Origin of the sequence: Paracoccus sp. PAR01 (genome assembly GCF_014851995.1) — a bacterium.
GTDB lineage: Bacteria > Pseudomonadota > Alphaproteobacteria > Rhodobacterales > Rhodobacteraceae > Paracoccus > Paracoccus litorisediminis.
Genome location: NZ_JACVAW010000013.1, coordinates 64,300 through 76,773, shown reverse-complemented (window position 1 = coordinate 76,773; position 12,474 = coordinate 64,300). Strand labels below are relative to the sequence as shown.

Below are 12,474 nucleotides of genomic sequence, written 5' to 3'. Positions count from 1 at the left end.
TCAGAACAAGGAGACATCGGATGGCTATCACCGCTGCTATGGTGAAAGAGCTGCGCGAAACGACCGGCGCAGGCATGATGGACGCCAAGAAGGCGCTGACCGAGACCGACGGCAACATGGAAGCCGCCATCGACTGGCTGCGCACCAAGGGCCTGGCCAAAGCCGCCAAGAAGGCTGACCGCGTTGCGGCCGAAGGCCTTGTCGGCGTGCAGGTTGTCGATGGCCGCGGCGTTGCGGTCGAGATCAACTCGGAAACCGACTTCGTCGCCAAGAATGCCGACTTCCAGCAGCTGGTCCGCGAGATTACCGATGTCGCGCTGTCGACCTCGAATGATGTCGAGGTGCTGAAAGCCACCCATCTGAACGGCAAGCCGGTTTCGGAAGTCGTGACCGATGCCATCGCCCGTATCGGCGAGAACCTGACGCTGCGCCGCATGCACGTTCTGGAAGGCGACACCGTCGTTTCCTACGTCCATAACGCTGCCGCTGACGGTCTGGGCCGCATCGGCGTTCTGGTTGCGCTGAAAGGCGATGCCGACAAGGCGCAGGCGATTGGCAAGCAATTCGCCATGCACATTGCTGCGACCAACCCGGTCTCGCTGTCGGAAGCGACCCTCGACCCGACGCTGCTGGCCCGTGAGCTGGAAGTTCAGACCGCCAAGGCTCTGGAAGAGAACGCGACCTCGGACAAGCCGAAGCCGGAAGCCGTGATCCAGAACAACATCATCCCGGGCCGGATGAAGAAGTTCGTCGCTGAAAACACCCTGCTGGGCCAGGCTTTCGTCATCAACCCCGACTTGACGGTCGAGGCTGCGGCGAAAGAAGCTGGCGTCGAGATCACCGGCTATGCCCGCGTGATGGTCGGCGACGGCATCGAGAAGAAAGAAGAGGACTTCGCAGCCGAGGTCGCCAAGACCCTCGGCGGCAACTGATCCTGCCCTGTCTTCGATGATTACGAAACGCCGGTCCTCAGGGGCCGGCGTTTTCGCATGTCAGGTCCCGGACGGTTCGTGCCCGGCGGAATCCGGGAACTGCCGATAGGTCCAAGGCCCGGTCGGCCCCCGTCGCCCGGTTTCGCTGACCGCGCTGCAACCTTCGCCCGGATCGACAAAGATCTGGCGCCGGGTGACCGCGATCATTACGGCCTGCGCCGTGGTCCGTGCCCCCAGCGCATGCCGCGCCAGACGCATGTGCTTTTCGACCGTGGCGGCGCTCAGGTCCAGACGGGTGGCGATCTCCTGCGTGTTGAAGCCGATGCCCGCCAGTTCCAGCGCCTCGCGCTGGCGCTCGGTCAGGATCTGCTCGGGGCTGCGGAAGGGCAGGTTGGCCAGCCGCTGATGCAGCAACAGGGTCAGCGTTTCTACCTCGCGCCCGCGGGTCTGCCAGATTCCGTCAAGCTCGGCCTGCGTCGCGCCAATCGGGCCAAGGATCAACGCACCTCCGCGCAGACGGGGGGCGCGATCGGCCAGACTGATCGCCATGCCATGGCCCAGTCCGTGATCGCGAAACAACGCCAGACAGCGGGCATCATCGGGCTGCAGCCGCCCTTGAGCCTGACGCTCGTGCAGCCAGTCAAAACTCTGGCAGCCCAGATTGCGGACGATCCAGCGCAGCATCGGCACGTGATGCATCAGCCCCTGATCCAGAACCTCGGACAGCAGCCGACCGGGCAGCGAGGTCAGCTCGATCGCCTCGTCCACCACGTTCTCCTCTCCCGTGCGGATGATCCGATGGGTGAAGTAAAGCAGATGGGGAAAACCGAAATAGGTCAGTCGCTCGACATATCTGTCCCAGGCATCTTCGACGGTCCTTGCCGACAGGACATGTTTGAAGGAGTCAATTGTCGGCATGGTGTTGTTCGTCATCCTCATCAGCTCTGGAGCGGTAATTATGAACCGTCAGAACCCAGAGGCAAGGCACCCCGGCCACAACCGGTAACGATAACGAACTTGACCAAGGTGCCGCGCGATGGTTAGCCCCCGGTGAAAAGCCGGATCCAACAGGAAAGCCCATATATGTCCTTTACCATTGCCATCGACGGTCCCGCCGCTTCGGGCAAGGGCACCATCGCCCGCGCCCTTGCCGCCCGCTTCGGCTTTGCGCATCTGGACACGGGGCTGCTTTACCGTGCGGTCGGCGCGCTTGGCGGCGATCCGATCCTTGCAGCACGCGAACTCACACCCGATGACCTGCGCCGTGACGACCTGCGCAGCGCCGCTGCCGGACAGGCCGCCAGCCGCGTTGCCGCCATCCCCGAGGTCCGCTCGGCTCTGGTCGATTTCCAGCGCCGCTTCGCGCGGACGGAACCCGGTGCGGTGCTTGACGGGCGCGACATCGGCACCGTGATCTGTCCCGAGGCCGAGGTGAAGCTGTACGTCACCGCCTCGGACGAAATCCGCGCTCGTCGCCGCGCACTTGAGCTTGGCGCGGATGAAGGCGTGATCCTGACCGAACTGCGCGAACGCGACGCCCGCGACGCGGCGCGGGACGTGGCACCGATGCGGCAGGCCGATGATGCGGTGCTGATCGACACCTCGGCACTGAGCATCGACGAGGCGGTTGAGCTGGCGATCAACCTTGCCAGGCGGGCAGGGGCCTGACCCGTCTGGGGCTTTCATCGTTTCTTAAACACCCAATCCGGTTTTGCGGCCCGTGGAAGCTGTCACATCGCTCTTGCTGGCCGCGGAAATACCCGGAAATGCTTGCCAGCCTGTGGATTAATCGCTATATCGCCCGCGTTGGGACAAGAGATAAGGCCATAACAGGCCAAATCACTCAGGGGTCGGGCTTTGCCGCGACCCTTTGTGCTTGACCCAGGGCTACAAAAGACCGGCGGAGCCAACCGCAAGGCCAGAAAACCACGCAAAGGAAACTGTATTACATATGTGCGCTAAAGCGACCATGGAGGAATTCGAGGCCCTCCTGAACGAAAGCCTCGCAATTGACACCCCGGACGAAGGTTCGGTTGTCAAAGGCCGTGTCATCGCCATCGAGGCGGGTCAGGCCATCATCGACGTCGGCTACAAGATGGAAGGCCGCGTTGATCTGAAAGAATTCGCAAATCCCGGCGAAGCTCCCTCGATCGCGGTTGGCGACGAAGTCGAGGTTTACCTCGATCGCGTCGAAAACGCCCGCGGCGAAGCCTCGATCTCGCGCGAGAAAGCTCGCCGCGAAGAGGCCTGGGACCGTCTGGAAAAAGCCTACGCCGCTGAAGAGCGCGTTGAAGGCGCTATCTTCGGTCGCGTCAAAGGCGGTTTCACCGTCGATCTGGGCGGCGCTGTTGCCTTCCTGCCGGGCTCGCAAGTCGACGTCCGTCCGGTTCGCGATGCCGGCCCGCTGATGGGTCTGAAGCAGCCGTTCCAAATCCTGAAAATGGACCGTCGCCGTGGCAACATCGTTGTCTCGCGTCGCGCGATCCTGGAAGAAAGCCGCGCCGAACAGCGCGCCGAAGTCATCGCCAACCTGACCGAAGGTCAGACGGTCGAGGGCGTTGTCAAGAACATCACCGAATACGGTGCGTTCGTTGACCTCGGCGGTGTTGACGGTCTGCTGCACGTCACCGACATGGCCTGGCGCCGCGTCAACCACCCGTCCGAGATCCTGTCGATCGGCGAGACCGTCAAGGTCCAGGTCGTCAAGATCAACAAAGACACCCACCGTATCAGCCTGGGCATGAAACAGCTCCAAGCCGATCCGTGGGATACGGTTGCCAACAAGTTCCCGATCGGCTCGGTTCACTCCGGCCGCGTGACCAACATCACCGATTACGGCGCGTTCGTTGAACTCGAAGCCGGCGTCGAAGGTCTGGTCCACGTTTCGGAAATGTCCTGGACCAAGAAAAACGTCCATCCCGGCAAGATCGTCTCGACCTCGCAAGAAGTCGACGTCATGGTCCTGGAAATCGACGAAGCCAAACGCCGCGTGTCGCTGGGTCTCAAGCAGACCATGCGCAACCCGTGGGAAGTCTTCGCCGAGACCCACCCGGTCGGCACCGTCATCGAAGGCGAAGTCAAGAACATCACCGAATTCGGTCTGTTCGTTGGCCTCGAAGGCGATATCGACGGCATGGTTCACTTGTCGGACATCTCGTGGGATACCCGTGGCGAAGACGCCATCCAGGACTTCCGCAAGGGCGACATGGTGAAAGCCGTTGTCCAGGAAGTCGACGTCGAGAAAGAGCGCATTTCGCTCTCGATCAAGGCTCTGGAAAACGAAGCCATGGCTGAAGCCGTCGAAGGCGTGAAGCGTGGTTCGGTCATCACCGTCGCGGTCACCGCGATCGAAGATGGCGGCATCGAGGTCGAATACAACGGCATGAAATCCTTCATCCGTCGTTCGGACCTGGCCCGCGACCGTCAGGACCAGCGCCCCGAGCGCTTCCAGGTCGGCGACAACGTGGACGTCCGCGTCACCAACATCGACACCAAGACCCGTCGTCTGGGCCTGTCGATCAAGGCACGCGAAATCGCCGAAGAGCGTGAAGCCGTCGAGCAGTTCGGTTCGTCCGACTCGGGCGCTTCGCTGGGCGACATCCTCGGCGCCGCGCTGAAGAACAAGAACTGATCCCCGGATCAGCGTCTTTCGCGCCCCCGGTCCATGTGACCGGGGGCGTTTTCATGTCTGAAACCGTGCCTGTCGCGCGCCCGATAGCTGCCGCCACGTCATGTCGCGCCGTCGATCCGGGCCAGCGGATCGCCCCGACAGGCCGCAAAAGACCGAAATTCGGTCGAAGCGCGTGATCTTTCTGAAAAATTCGGCAACCTTTTGCCCTTGGGCACGTTCAGGCATTGAAAGCCTGTCCCGCTGAATTAAGATTGGGAAAGCAGGTCGTTGTTGGAACTTGCCAAAATTCGGGAACCAAGATGATCCGATCCGAACTGATCCAGAAGATTTCAGAAGAGAATCCGCATCTGTTCCAGCGAGACGTCGAACGGATCGTGAATACGGTCTTCGACGAGATCATTGATGCGATGGCCCGCGGCGACCGGGTTGAACTGCGCGGCTTCGGGGCCTTCTCGGTCAAGAAGCGCGACTCGCGTCAGGGGCGCAATCCGCGCACCGGCGAATCCGTCAGCGTCGACGAGAAGCACGTCCCGTTCTTCAAGACCGGTAAACTCCTGCGCGAGCGGTTGAACGGGCTTGAGGAATAGGCCAGATTGGCGGCGGAAATTTCTGCTGCGAGGTAAGTCATGCGCGTGATCCGGCTGTCCCTTCTTCTTGTTCTGGCCGTGGTGCTGATCCTCGTCGCGCTTGCCAATCGCGATCCGATCACCGTCAACCTTGTCCCCGAGGGGCTGGCCCGCTTTACCAATGGCCAATGGTCGCTGACCGCGCCGGCCTTCCTGGCGCTGTTCGTGGCCATGGTCTTTGGTCTGATCGTCGGGCTGGTCTGGGAATGGCTGCGCGAATCCGGCCAACGCTCGGAAGCCAAGGCCCGCGCCCGCGAACTGGCCCGGCTGGAGCGTGAGCTTGGCGATCTGCGCCGTACGCATGCCAAGCCCAAGGATGAGGTGCTGGCGATCCTCGACGAATCCGCCGCACGTCCCGGTTCGGCCGGGGCCGGCCTGCCGGCGACGCGTTAACCATGTCCGTTTCGGTCAAGATCTGCGGGTTGAACACGCCCGAGGCCGTCGATGCGGCCATCCAGGCGGGTGCGCGCTATCTGGGTTTCGTGTTCTTCCCCAAATCGCCGCGTCATGTGACCCCGGAAACCGCCGCCGCATTGGTGGCGCCGGTTCCCTTGGGGATCGCGCGCGTCGGGTTGTTCGTCAATCCTGACGATCCCACGCTGGAACAGACGCTGGCGCAGGTGGCGTTGGACATAATCCAGCTGCATGGCGATGAAAGCCCGGCCCGCGTGGCCGAGGTCAAGGCCCTGACCGGCTTGCCGGTGATGAAGGCCGTTGGCGTTGCCGAGCCGAAGGATCTGGACGCGCTTTGGGAATACGGTTTGGCCGCGGACATGCTGCTGATCGACGCCAAGGCACCGAAAGATGCGGTGCTGCCGGGTGGAAACGGGCTGGCCTTTGACTGGCGGCTGCTGGCCGGGCGTCAGATCCTGAAGCCCTGGCTGCTGGCGGGCGGGCTGACCCCGCAAAACGTCAACACCGCGATCCGCCTGACCCGCGCGCAGGGCGTCGATGTTTCGTCCGGCGTCGAAAGCGCCCCGGGCGTCAAGGATGCCGAGAAGATCCGTAGCTTCATCGCCCGCGCCACGGCCCCGATCCTGTGACTGCTGTCAGCTTTCGCCCCGCCCAAGCCGCCGACGTGGCCGCGGTGGTGGCCCTGCTGGCCGACGACATTCTGGGCCGGGGACGCGAAGGCACCGACCTTGCACCTTATCTGGCCGCGTTCGAGGCGATGCAGGCCGAGGCCGCGAACCAGCTGATCGTCGGGACCATCGGTCCCGACATCATCGCCTGCTACCAGATCACCTTCATTTCGGGTCTGTCGCTGACCGCGGCCCGCCGCGCCCAGATCGAGGGCGTGCGCGTCGCGCCCGATCTGCGGGGGCAGGGCATCGGGGCAGACCTGATCCACGACGCCGAAAACCGCGCCCGCGCAGCGGGTTGCACGCTGCTGCAGTTCACCACCAACAAGGCCCGCCTTGAGGCCCATCGTTTCTACGACAGGCTCGGCTTTACCGCCTCTCATATCGGCTATAAGAAATCCCTCTGACGGGCTTTCACCGTTTCACAAATACCCAAATCGCGACCGCGCACGAGGAGAGCCATGGCCGAAGATCTCATCAACAGCTTCATGAACGGCCCGGACGAACAGGGGCGTTTCGGCATCTTTGGCGGACGCTTCGTCAGCGAAACGCTGATGCCGCTGATCCTTGACCTGCAGGCCGAATACGAACGCGCCAAGACCGATCCCGGCTTCTGGGCCGAGATGGACGATCTGTGGAAATATTATGTCGGTCGTCCCAGCCCGCTATATTTCGCCCCCCGCCTGACCGAGGAGCTGGGCGGCGCGAAGATCTATCTCAAGCGCGAAGAGCTGAACCACACGGGCAGCCACAAGATCAACAATGTGCTGGGTCAGATCCTGCTGGCGCGCCGCATGGGCAAGACCCGGATCATTGCGGAAACCGGTGCGGGCCAGCATGGCGTAGCCACGGCGACCGTCTGCGCCCGCTTCGGGCTGCAATGCGTGGTTTATATGGGCGCGCATGACGTGGAACGTCAGGCCCCGAACGTCTTCCGCATGCGCCTGCTGGGGGCCGAGGTCGTCCCGGTCACCTCGGGTCGCGGCACGCTGAAGGATGCGATGAACGACGCGCTGCGCGACTGGGTGACCAATGTGCGCGACACCTTCTACTGCATCGGCACTGTTGCAGGCCCGCATCCCTATCCGGCGATGGTACGCGATTTCCAATGCATCATCGGCCGCGAAACCCGCGAGCAACTGGCCGAGCAAGAGGGCGAAGGCCGTCTGCCCGATACCGTCATTGCAGCCATCGGTGGCGGCTCGAACGCGATGGGCCTGTTCCACCCGTTCCTTGATGACGCCTCGGTCCGCATCATCGGCGTCGAGGCCGGTGGCAAGGGCGTCGATGAGCGCATGCAGCATTGCGCCAGCCTGACCGGCGGTCGTCCGGGCGTGCTGCACGGCAACCGCACCTATCTGCTGATGGATCACGAAGGCCAGATCCTTGAGGGGCATTCGATCAGCGCGGGTCTCGATTATCCCGGCATCGGCCCGGAACATGCCTGGCTGAAGGAACAGGGCCGCGCCGAATATGTCAGCGTGACCGATACCGAGGCTCTGGCCGCCTTCCAGACGCTTTGCCGCCTTGAGGGGATCATCCCCGCGCTGGAGCCCAGCCATGCGCTGGCCCATGTCATCAAGATCGCGCCGGAGCTGCCCAAGGACCACATCATCGTGGTCAACCTGTCGGGTCGGGGCGACAAGGACATCTTCGCGGTGGCCAAGCACCTGGGCTTCGACATCAAGACCTGATCGCGGGCGATCAAACCGGATACCAAGGGCGCGACCGCAGGCAACTGTCGGTCGCGCTTTGCGTTCCTGCCCTGTCGCAATGACAGGCCACAGGAGGCCAAGATGTTCACCCGAACCCTGACGATCGCACTGCTTGCCGCCGCGCCGGTATTGGCGGGCGGCATGGCCCATGCCGACAGCTTCATGGCGGTTCGTCACTACCCGCCGCATGAAAGCGCGCGCACCACGGATATGGTGCTGACCGCGCCGCTGCAGCAACAGAACTTCAAGGATCTGCGGGTCTATCACGACCCTGGCCGGGTCAAGGTCATGGGCGACCATGACTACGAACTGGTGACGCTGGTCTATGACAGCTCGACCGGCCGACTGATCGGCGCCAGCGAGCGCTCAGACTGGAAAGAGCTTGCCGACAACAGCTGACCGCGCAAGGGCAGGGCGCGCCTGCGCCTTGCCCTATTTCTTCTGCGCGCGGGCCTCGGCCACCAGTTCGGCCAGATCCTCGGGGGGCAGCGCGCCAAAGACGGCCCGGTCGCCCGCGACAAAGCTGGGCGTCCCCGCCAGCCCGATCTGATCGGCCAGCAGCAGGGATTGTTCGATCTGGGCGGTGATCGCGGGATCGGCCATGTCGCGTTCCAGCCGGTCCACATCCAGCCCGACCTGACGGGCGACGCGCAGGACCGATGCCTTTTCGGCCCGGCCCTTCATCGCCATCAGGGCGCTATGGAATTCGGGATACTTGCCCTGCCGCTGGGCTGCCAGCGCGGCCATCGCGGCCTCACGCGAGCCTTCGCCAAAGATCGGGATCTCATGGACCACCAGCTTGACGTTCGGATCGGATTTCAGGAAGGCCGCCACATCCGGCGCGGTCTTGCGGCAGAAGCCGCAATTGTAATCCGAGAATTCGACCAGCGTCACATCGCCCTTGGGATTGCCCATGACCGGGGCGTCGGGGTCATTGAAGACGCCCTGCTTGATCTCGGCGATCTGCGACTCGGTGAAATCCTGCGCCAGTGCCGGAGACAGGATGAGGGTCAGCACGGTGGCGATTGCGGCAAGGCGGCGATGCATGGGATGCTCCTTGGATATGATCCGATCTGACCGCGCCCGGCGGTCAGGTCAAGCACAAGGCAATGACATTCGCGTGGGAGGGGTGATGCAGGAAGACCTGTTCGGAGCAAACCGCGAGGAAAGCATCGGCCCCGGCGCGATGATCCTGCGCGGCTTTGCGCTGGATGTCGGGCTGCTTGTCGGGATTGCCGCCGTCGCGGCACAGGCACCGTTCCGGCATATGCTGACCCCGGGCGGCAAGCAGATCGGGGTCGAGATGACGAATTGCGGCGCGCTTGGCTGGGTCAGTGACCGTCGCGGCTACCGCTATGCCCCACGCGATCCGCTGACCGACCTGCCTTGGCCAAGGATGCCCGATCTGTTCCTGTCGCTGGCCACTCGCGCCGCGCAGCAGGCGGGCTTTTCCGGCTTTCGCCCCGATGCCTGCCTGATCAACCGCTACGCGCCGGGGGTGAAGATGGGCCTGCATCAGGACCGGGACGAGGCGGGCTTTGACGCGCCCATCGTTTCGGTCTCGTTGGGGTTGCCTGCGACGTTCCAGTTCGGTGGTACGGATCGCCGCGACCCGGTCGCCCGCCATACGCTGCAACATGGCGATGTTGTGGTCTGGGGCGGCGTGTCGCGGCTGGCATGGCACGGCATCTTGACCCTGAAGCCGGGCCAGCATCCCGAAACGGGGGCGACCCGGCTGAACCTGACATTCAGGCAGGCCGGTTACAGGTAGCGGCCGCCGCGCTGCAAAACCTCGATCTGGTAGCCATCGGGATCGGCGATAAAGAAGAAGCGCGCGATCACCTCGCCGCCCGGTGCGAAATCGACCAGCTTGCGCGGGGCAAGGCCGGCTTCCGACAGTCGGGCATGTTCGGCGGTCACATCGGCGACCGAGACCGCGATATGACCATAGCCATCGCCCAGATTGTAGGGCTCGGTCCGGCCCTTGTTCACCGTCAACTCCAGCTCGAACTCGGATTCTGGGTTCGACAGGTAGATCAGGGTGAATGTCTCATAATCCAGCCGCTCGGCCACGGTCAGGCCGAAGGCGGTTTCGTAGAATGCCAGTGAGCGCGCCTCATCCAGCACGCGGATCATCGAATGGATTGCCTTGGCCATGATTGTCCCCTTGTCGGTTTGCGGCACTTTAAGCGCAGGGCGGGGGAATGCGAAAGGGGCCCGAAGGCCCCTTGGCTTAGCGCCACAGTGTGGCGTGACGGTTCACGTCCTTGTAAAGCAGGTAGCGGAAGTTGCCGGGGCCGCCCGCGTAGCAGCATTGCGGGCAGAAGGCGCGCAGCCACATGAAGTCGCCGGGGCCGACCTCGACCCAGTCGCGGTTCAGGCGATAGACCGCCTTGCCCTCGATGACGAACAGCCCGTGTTCCATGACATGCGTCTCGGCAAAGGGGATGGTGCCGCCGGGGGTCAGCGTGACGATGGTGATATGCATGTCATGGCGCAGATCATTCGGGTCCATGAAGCGGGTGGTGGCCCAGCTGCCGCCAGTATCGGGCATCGCAATCGGCGCGATCTCGCGTTCATTGGCGATGATGACATCGGGCTTGTCCAGACCCTCGACCGCCTGCCAGCGTTTCCGCCACCAATGGAAGCGCGAGACCTGATCGCCATTCGCGACAGACCACGCCATGCCCGCAGGGATATAGGCAAAGCCACCGGGGGTCAGTTCGTGGGTCTCGCCGTCGATGGTCAGGGTCACGTCGCCATCGGTGACGAAGATCGCGGATTGCACGCCTTCATCGGTCTCGGGGCGGGTGGAACCGCCGCCGGGCTGCAATTCCACGACATATTGGCTGAAGGTCTCGGCAAAGCCCGACAGGGGGCGGGCGATCACCCACATGCGCATGCCCGTCCAGCCCGGCAGGAAGCTGGTGACGATATCGCGCATCGTGCTGGCCGGGATCACCGCATAGGCCTCGGTAAAGACGGCGGTGTCGGTGGACAGGTCGGTCTGCGGCGGCAGGCCCGCATAGGGTCCGGCGTAAAGGGGGGCGGCTTTCGGGTGGCTCATCTTGTTCATCCTTTCAGCGCGTCCTGCAGGCGCAGCTGGGCGATGCGCATGACCTGACGTTCGGCCGTGTCGCGCTCGGTTTCGGTGTCGTTGGCCAGGCGGGCCTGCATGGCCGCCATGATGCCTGCCTTGTCATGGTCACGCACGGCGATGATGAAGGGGAAGCCGTGCTTGGCCACATATTCGGTGTTCACGCGCTGGAACTCGGCGCGCTCGGTGTCGGTCAGGGCGTCCAAGCCCGCCGAGGCCTGTTCCGAGGTGCTTTCCGCCGTCAGGCGCTTGGCAAGGGCCAGTTTCCCGGCCAGATCCGGGTGGGCGATCAGCACGCCCAGACGTTCCTGATCGCTGGCGGAACGGAAGATCTGCGCCATCCGCCCCGACAGACCCGCGGGGGTGTCGTGGATCGCGCCCATCTCGGCGTCCCAGACGCGCTCGGCGATGAAGGGGGAATGCTCATAGATGCCGCCGAATTTTTGGACGAAGGCATCACGCTCCATCTGCGAGGGGCGCAGGCGCGGGGTATAGGGATGTTCCTTCGCCCAGTGGCGGGCAATGTCCAGACGGGTGGCGAACCAGACGCCTTCATGCGCACGGGCATGCTCAAGGAAGCGTTGTAGGGCAATGGCCCGGCCCGGACGGCCCATCAACCGGCAATGCAGCCCGATCGACATCATCTTGGGCACACCGGCCTCGCCTTCGGCGTAAAGCACGTCGAAGCTATCGCGCAGATAGTCGAAGAACTCGACCCCGGTGCCGAAACCCTGACCCGAGGAAAACCGCATGTCATTGGCGTCCATCGTATAGGGCACCATCAACTGCGGCTTGTCATTGTGCACATGCCAATAGGGCAGGTCATCGGCAATGGTGTCGGCCAGATACTCGAAGCCACCTTCCTCGCAACCAAGCGCCACCGTGTTCATCGAGGTGCGGCCCTGATAGAAGCCGCGCGGGCGTTCTCCGGTGACCCGGGTATGCAGCTCAACGGCGCGGGCGATATGCTCGGCCTCGACCTCGGGCGGCACGTCGCGGTAGTCGATCCATTTCAGGCCATGGGTCGCAATCTCCCAACCCGAGGCCTGCATGGCGGCGACCTGCTCGGGGGCGCGTTCAAGGGCCGTCGCCACGCCATAGACGGTGACGGGCACGTCCTTCAGCATCCGGTGCAGCCGCCAGAAGCCCGCCCGCGCGCCGTAGTCGTAGATCGATTCCATGTTCCAGTGGCGCTTGCCGGGCCAGGGCTGGGCGCCGATGATCTCGGACAGGAAGGCTTCCGACGCGGCATCGCCATGCTCGATGCTGTTTTCGCCGCCTTCCTCGTAGTTCATGACGATCTGGACCGCGATCCGGGCGCCTCCCGGCCAGCGCGGGTCGGGGGTATTTTCGCCATATCCGATCATGTCGCGGCTGTATCGCATCGCCAT

General features: G+C 63.6%; 15 protein-coding genes. 10 read left to right on the top strand and 5 right to left on the bottom strand.

Going from position 1 to position 12,474, the window contains the following annotated elements:
• Positions 1–20 precede the first annotated feature (20 nt).
• On the top strand, positions 21–932 hold the full coding sequence (gene tsf / locus IB235_RS17610; RefSeq protein ID WP_155040581.1) for a translation elongation factor Ts: 912 nt from the start codon (positions 21–23) through the stop codon (positions 930–932).
• 60 nt (positions 933–992) lie between these two features.
• Here tsf and IB235_RS17605 read toward each other — a convergent pair whose 3' ends face one another.
• The gene (locus IB235_RS17605; protein ID WP_192337792.1) at positions 993–1,850 is read right to left on the bottom strand and encodes a LuxR family transcriptional regulator; all 858 of its coding nucleotides are present in this window, start codon (positions 1,848–1,850) and stop codon (positions 993–995) included.
• A gap of 165 nt (positions 1,851–2,015) precedes the next feature.
• On the opposite strand from IB235_RS17605, the gene IB235_RS17600 reads away from it, so the two are divergent.
• From IB235_RS17600 to IB235_RS17565, 8 genes are all read left to right on the top strand, one after another.
• Positions 2,016–2,600 carry a d(CMP) kinase gene (locus tag IB235_RS17600; RefSeq protein WP_192337791.1) on the top strand — a complete coding sequence of 195 codons (585 nt, stop codon included), beginning with the start codon at positions 2,016–2,018 and terminating at the stop codon, positions 2,598–2,600.
• A 283-nt stretch (positions 2,601–2,883) separates the two neighbouring features.
• Positions 2,884–4,563, top strand: coding sequence for a 30S ribosomal protein S1 (gene rpsA / locus IB235_RS17595; RefSeq protein WP_155040578.1), 1,680 nt, complete (start codon positions 2,884–2,886; stop codon positions 4,561–4,563).
• A 251-nt stretch (positions 4,564–4,814) separates the two neighbouring features.
• The gene (gene ihfB / locus IB235_RS17590; protein WP_225612433.1) at positions 4,815–5,150 is read left to right on the top strand and encodes an integration host factor subunit beta; all 336 of its coding nucleotides are present in this window, start codon (positions 4,815–4,817) and stop codon (positions 5,148–5,150) included.
• Positions 5,151–5,189: 39 nt separating this feature from the next.
• A complete protein-coding gene (locus IB235_RS17585; protein ID WP_155040576.1) occupies positions 5,190–5,582 on the top strand; it encodes a LapA family protein in 393 nt (130 codons plus the stop codon).
• A gap of 2 nt (positions 5,583–5,584) precedes the next feature.
• Positions 5,585–6,232 (top strand): phosphoribosylanthranilate isomerase, encoded by a 648-nt coding sequence (locus IB235_RS17580; RefSeq protein ID WP_192337790.1) that lies wholly within the window; start codon positions 5,585–5,587, stop codon positions 6,230–6,232.
• Complete coding sequence (locus tag IB235_RS17575) at positions 6,229–6,678, top strand: GNAT family N-acetyltransferase (RefSeq protein ID WP_192337789.1); 450 nt, start codon at positions 6,229–6,231, stop codon at positions 6,676–6,678. The genes IB235_RS17580 and IB235_RS17575 overlap by 4 nt, the downstream gene beginning before the upstream one ends.
• A gap of 54 nt (positions 6,679–6,732) precedes the next feature.
• Positions 6,733–7,965 (top strand): tryptophan synthase subunit beta, encoded by a 1,233-nt coding sequence (gene trpB / locus IB235_RS17570; protein ID WP_155040574.1) that lies wholly within the window; start codon positions 6,733–6,735, stop codon positions 7,963–7,965.
• Positions 7,966–8,067: 102 nt separating this feature from the next.
• Positions 8,068–8,385 (top strand): hypothetical protein, encoded by a 318-nt coding sequence (locus tag IB235_RS17565; protein WP_192337788.1) that lies wholly within the window; start codon positions 8,068–8,070, stop codon positions 8,383–8,385.
• A 33-nt stretch (positions 8,386–8,418) separates the two neighbouring features.
• Here IB235_RS17565 and IB235_RS17560 read toward each other — a convergent pair whose 3' ends face one another.
• Complete coding sequence (locus IB235_RS17560) at positions 8,419–9,033, bottom strand: DsbA family protein (RefSeq protein WP_192337787.1); 615 nt, start codon at positions 9,031–9,033, stop codon at positions 8,419–8,421.
• An 85-nt stretch (positions 9,034–9,118) separates the two neighbouring features.
• Here IB235_RS17560 and alkB point away from each other — a divergent pair, with 85 nt between their 5' ends.
• Positions 9,119–9,757, top strand: a complete 639-nt coding sequence (gene alkB, locus IB235_RS17555; protein ID WP_192337786.1) for a DNA oxidative demethylase AlkB — start codon at positions 9,119–9,121, stop codon at positions 9,755–9,757.
• On the opposite strand, the gene IB235_RS17550 is transcribed toward alkB, so the two are convergent.
• The 3 genes from IB235_RS17550 to puuE all read right to left on the bottom strand — a co-directional run bounded on the left by IB235_RS17550 (position 9,748) and on the right by puuE (position 12,468).
• Positions 9,748–10,143 (bottom strand): VOC family protein, encoded by a 396-nt coding sequence (locus tag IB235_RS17550; protein WP_192337785.1) that lies wholly within the window; start codon positions 10,141–10,143, stop codon positions 9,748–9,750. The genes alkB and IB235_RS17550 overlap by 10 nt on opposite strands.
• A 76-nt stretch (positions 10,144–10,219) precedes the next feature.
• Positions 10,220–11,053: a bifunctional allantoicase/(S)-ureidoglycine aminohydrolase gene (locus IB235_RS17545; RefSeq protein ID WP_192337784.1), complete on the bottom strand. Its 834-nt coding sequence runs from the start codon at positions 11,051–11,053 to the stop codon at positions 10,220–10,222.
• A 5-nt stretch (positions 11,054–11,058) separates the two neighbouring features.
• Positions 11,059–12,468 carry an allantoinase PuuE gene (gene puuE / locus IB235_RS17540; RefSeq protein ID WP_192337783.1) on the bottom strand — a complete coding sequence of 470 codons (1,410 nt, stop codon included), beginning with the start codon at positions 12,466–12,468 and terminating at the stop codon, positions 11,059–11,061.
• Between the last annotated feature and the right edge of the window lie 6 nt (positions 12,469–12,474).

What these genes read in the sequence shown, in the direction of transcription:
- tsf (WP_155040581.1), top strand. Translation starts at nt 21, where the DNA reads ATGGCTATCACCGCTGCTATGGTGAAAGAGCTGCGCGAAACGACCGGC.
- IB235_RS17605 (WP_192337792.1), bottom strand. Translation starts at nt 1,850, where the DNA reads ATGCCGACAATTGACTCCTTCAAACATGTCCTGTCGGCAAGGACCGTC.
- IB235_RS17600 (WP_192337791.1), top strand. Translation starts at nt 2,016, where the DNA reads ATGTCCTTTACCATTGCCATCGACGGTCCCGCCGCTTCGGGCAAGGGC.
- rpsA (WP_155040578.1), top strand. Translation starts at nt 2,884, where the DNA reads ATGTGCGCTAAAGCGACCATGGAGGAATTCGAGGCCCTCCTGAACGAA.
- IB235_RS17585 (WP_155040576.1), top strand. Translation starts at nt 5,190, where the DNA reads ATGCGCGTGATCCGGCTGTCCCTTCTTCTTGTTCTGGCCGTGGTGCTG.
- IB235_RS17580 (WP_192337790.1), top strand. Translation starts at nt 5,585, where the DNA reads ATGTCCGTTTCGGTCAAGATCTGCGGGTTGAACACGCCCGAGGCCGTC.
- trpB (WP_155040574.1), top strand. Translation starts at nt 6,733, where the DNA reads ATGGCCGAAGATCTCATCAACAGCTTCATGAACGGCCCGGACGAACAG.
- IB235_RS17565 (WP_192337788.1), top strand. Translation starts at nt 8,068, where the DNA reads ATGTTCACCCGAACCCTGACGATCGCACTGCTTGCCGCCGCGCCGGTA.
- IB235_RS17560 (WP_192337787.1), bottom strand. Translation starts at nt 9,033, where the DNA reads ATGCATCGCCGCCTTGCCGCAATCGCCACCGTGCTGACCCTCATCCTG.
- alkB (WP_192337786.1), top strand. Translation starts at nt 9,119, where the DNA reads ATGCAGGAAGACCTGTTCGGAGCAAACCGCGAGGAAAGCATCGGCCCC.
- IB235_RS17550 (WP_192337785.1), bottom strand. Translation starts at nt 10,143, where the DNA reads ATGGCCAAGGCAATCCATTCGATGATCCGCGTGCTGGATGAGGCGCGC.
- IB235_RS17545 (WP_192337784.1), bottom strand. Translation starts at nt 11,053, where the DNA reads ATGAGCCACCCGAAAGCCGCCCCCCTTTACGCCGGACCCTATGCGGGC.
- puuE (WP_192337783.1), bottom strand. Translation starts at nt 12,468, where the DNA reads ATGCGATACAGCCGCGACATGATCGGATATGGCGAAAATACCCCCGAC.